This is a genomic window from Terrisporobacter muris (genome assembly GCF_024621905.1).
GTDB lineage: Bacteria > Bacillota > Clostridia > Peptostreptococcales > Peptostreptococcaceae > Terrisporobacter > Terrisporobacter muris.
On the sequence record NZ_JANKBY010000397.1, the window covers coordinates 1 to 2840 of the forward strand.

Consider the following 2840-nt stretch of genomic DNA (forward strand, 5'->3'; position numbering starts at 1 on the left):
TCTATAAGGTTAAGTAAAAAAATTCTTTAATAAACTATGAAAGGATGAGTCATGAATATAAATGAAATTAAAAGTATAGTACAAGATATAGTTTTTCTTGATTTAGAAACTAGTGGACTAAATCCTTTTACAGCTGAAATACTAGAAATAGGTGCTATTAAAATTGAAAATAATAAAATAACTTCTTTTCATACTTTAGTAAAAAATAAAAAAGAAGTACCTCTTGAAATTTTTTCGCTTTGTACTGATTTAAATAAAGAGGATTTAAAAAATGCTCCTCAATTATCAGATATAAAAATAAAATTAAAAGAATTTTTAGGTGATAAAAAAATAATTTGCCATAATGGTGGATTTGAGAAAAAGTTTTTAGAATATTATACACCTGAAATAAAAAATGAAATTTTAGACTCTATGGAACTTGCTGTTATATTAGAGCCATATCATAAAGAATATAATCTAGAGTATTTAAAAAATACTTTAACTAAAGATTTATCTAATGAAAAACATAGGGCATTAGAGGATGTGATAGATACTATAAAAGTTGTTAATGCTTTACTTTTAAGATTAAAATATGAAGAAAGTAAAGCTATGACTCTGGAAAATTTAACTTTTAAGATAAATTCAACTCTAAATAGGTTTGGATTAAATAAATGGGCTTGGAGTGAAATTATTGATGAAGGAAATTATAATTTAGAAAACATAGATGTAATATATGAAGATGATGAAACTCTTAATGAAAATAAAAAGGATCTAAAAAACACTCTTATAGATAATAGATTCTCTTACGAATATTTATTGAAGAAGAGTGAAATTTGGCAAAGTAAGAAAGGTTTTAATTATGAATTTAGACCTGGACAATTTGACTTAAGTAAAACTATAAGAGAAACTATGAACACTAGGGCAGAAAATATTGCTTGTATTGAAGCGCCAACAGGAATAGGAAAAAGTGTTGGATATCTACTACCAAGTATAATGGAAAGTTATTTAAATCATAAAAGAATAATTATTTCGACTGATACAAAAGAATTACAAACTCAACTTATAAAGAAAGATATTCCTAATGTACTAAAATCATTAGGATTAGAAGAAAAAGTTTCCTTTGGGTATATAAAGGGTAAGAGCAATTATATTTGTGTGGAAAAATTAGAAAAATATATAAATGAATATGAAAATAATAAATGCACCTCTGGTGAAATATTATCTCTAATTATATTAGAAAGACTTGTTAATGAAGGAATATATGGAGATATAGAAGAAATTAATTATTGGATTTTAAATAATTTCACAGATATAATAACTCACTTAAGACATGTTTCTTGTGATCCGAACCTTTGTAAACCTAAGAAATGTTACAAAGAATGTTTATATAAAAAAAGAGTAGAGGAGCTGAAAGAAGAAGACATAACAGTAGTAAATCATTCTCTTCTTGCAAGATGGCCTTACAAAGATGAAAAACCTATAGAAAATTTAATAGTAGATGAAGCTCATAACTTGGTAGAGAAGGGATACGAGTTTTTTTCTTCTGAAATAGAATATAGAAGTTTAAAATATTTTTTACAAGAAATTTATCCTTTTGAGTTAATTCATAGTAGTCCTTTCGCTTATACATCTAGAAAAAAAAAGTCTGTTAAACCTTTTGATAGATTTTATAATTATATAAAAATGGAAGCTAACAATAAGTCTAAAATAAGTAGGGAAATTAATCTTATAATTGAAGAGGCAGAATATATTTTAGAATATGGAAAAATAAATAATTACTTAAAATTTTCAAATTACAATTTAAGCTGGGAGATTAATCTTCAAAGTGATGAAAAAGCAGGATCTTTATATAAAGATAAAAGGATTATAGATGTAAGTTATAAAAAATATGGTGATTGTATAAAAACTTCTTTAGATAAAATTCTCTCTAATTTAAAATCTATACTATATGTTTTAGATAGACAAATGGATGATGACAACTTAGACAAGGAAAATGATACTTATAAGCAAGGAGAGAGTAAAGTAAAAGATTTAGAATCTTTAAAAAATACAATAGAAGTATTTTTAGAATATAATGAAGCTGATTTGTATGCTAGAATTGTTACGCTACACAAGGATTTTGATAACTTTTTATTCCAAGTTGTTCCTTTAAATATAGCTGATTTATTTGAAGAAAAAATATTATCATCTTTAAATTCGGGGATATTTTTATCGGCCACTTTGACAGTGAATAATAATATGAGATATTTTGTTAATACTTTAGGTATAGATAGGTTTATTCATAAAGAAAAAATAATTGAACCTTTATTTGATTATAAAAAAAGAATAAAGATTATCACTTTAGATGATATATCTTCTTACAAAAACAAAGAATTTATAGAAGATATGAGTAGAGTAATAGGAGAGTTATCTCCTTGTACTAGTGGACATATGTTAGCTTTATTTAACTCAAAAGATAGACAAGAGAAAACCTATGAGGTTTTAAAAGAACTTCTTCATGAAAAAAATATAGAAATTTATATGAATAAAAAATATTATGATGTTAATCAGCCTCAAATGATAATTAAGTTAAAACAAGCTATGGGAAGAATACTTAGAAGTAAATATGACTATGGGTGTTTTCTTATATTTGATATGGGAAGAAAAGAAAATTTATACAGACTAAAAAAGGATTTACATCATTGTGATATAATAAATACCACATACTTAAGTCTTCCTTATGTTGTGAATAATCATTTAACTTCTTGTAGAAAAGAAGTAATAAGAGACTTAATAAATGATATTATTGACAATAAGATGATTAAACATATGAAAAATAAAATAGAAATTGAAGAATATATTAATGAAGAAATAGATAACAG

1 protein-coding gene is annotated in these 2840 nt (G+C 24.3%); it reads left to right on the forward strand.

All coding sequences use genetic code 11. The features are described 5' to 3' along the window. Nucleotides 1–51: 51 nt before the first annotated feature. Nucleotides 52–2840 (forward strand): exonuclease domain-containing protein (locus tag NSA58_RS18320; RefSeq protein ID WP_257560803.1); only part of this gene is annotated, 2789 nt, incomplete at its 3' end.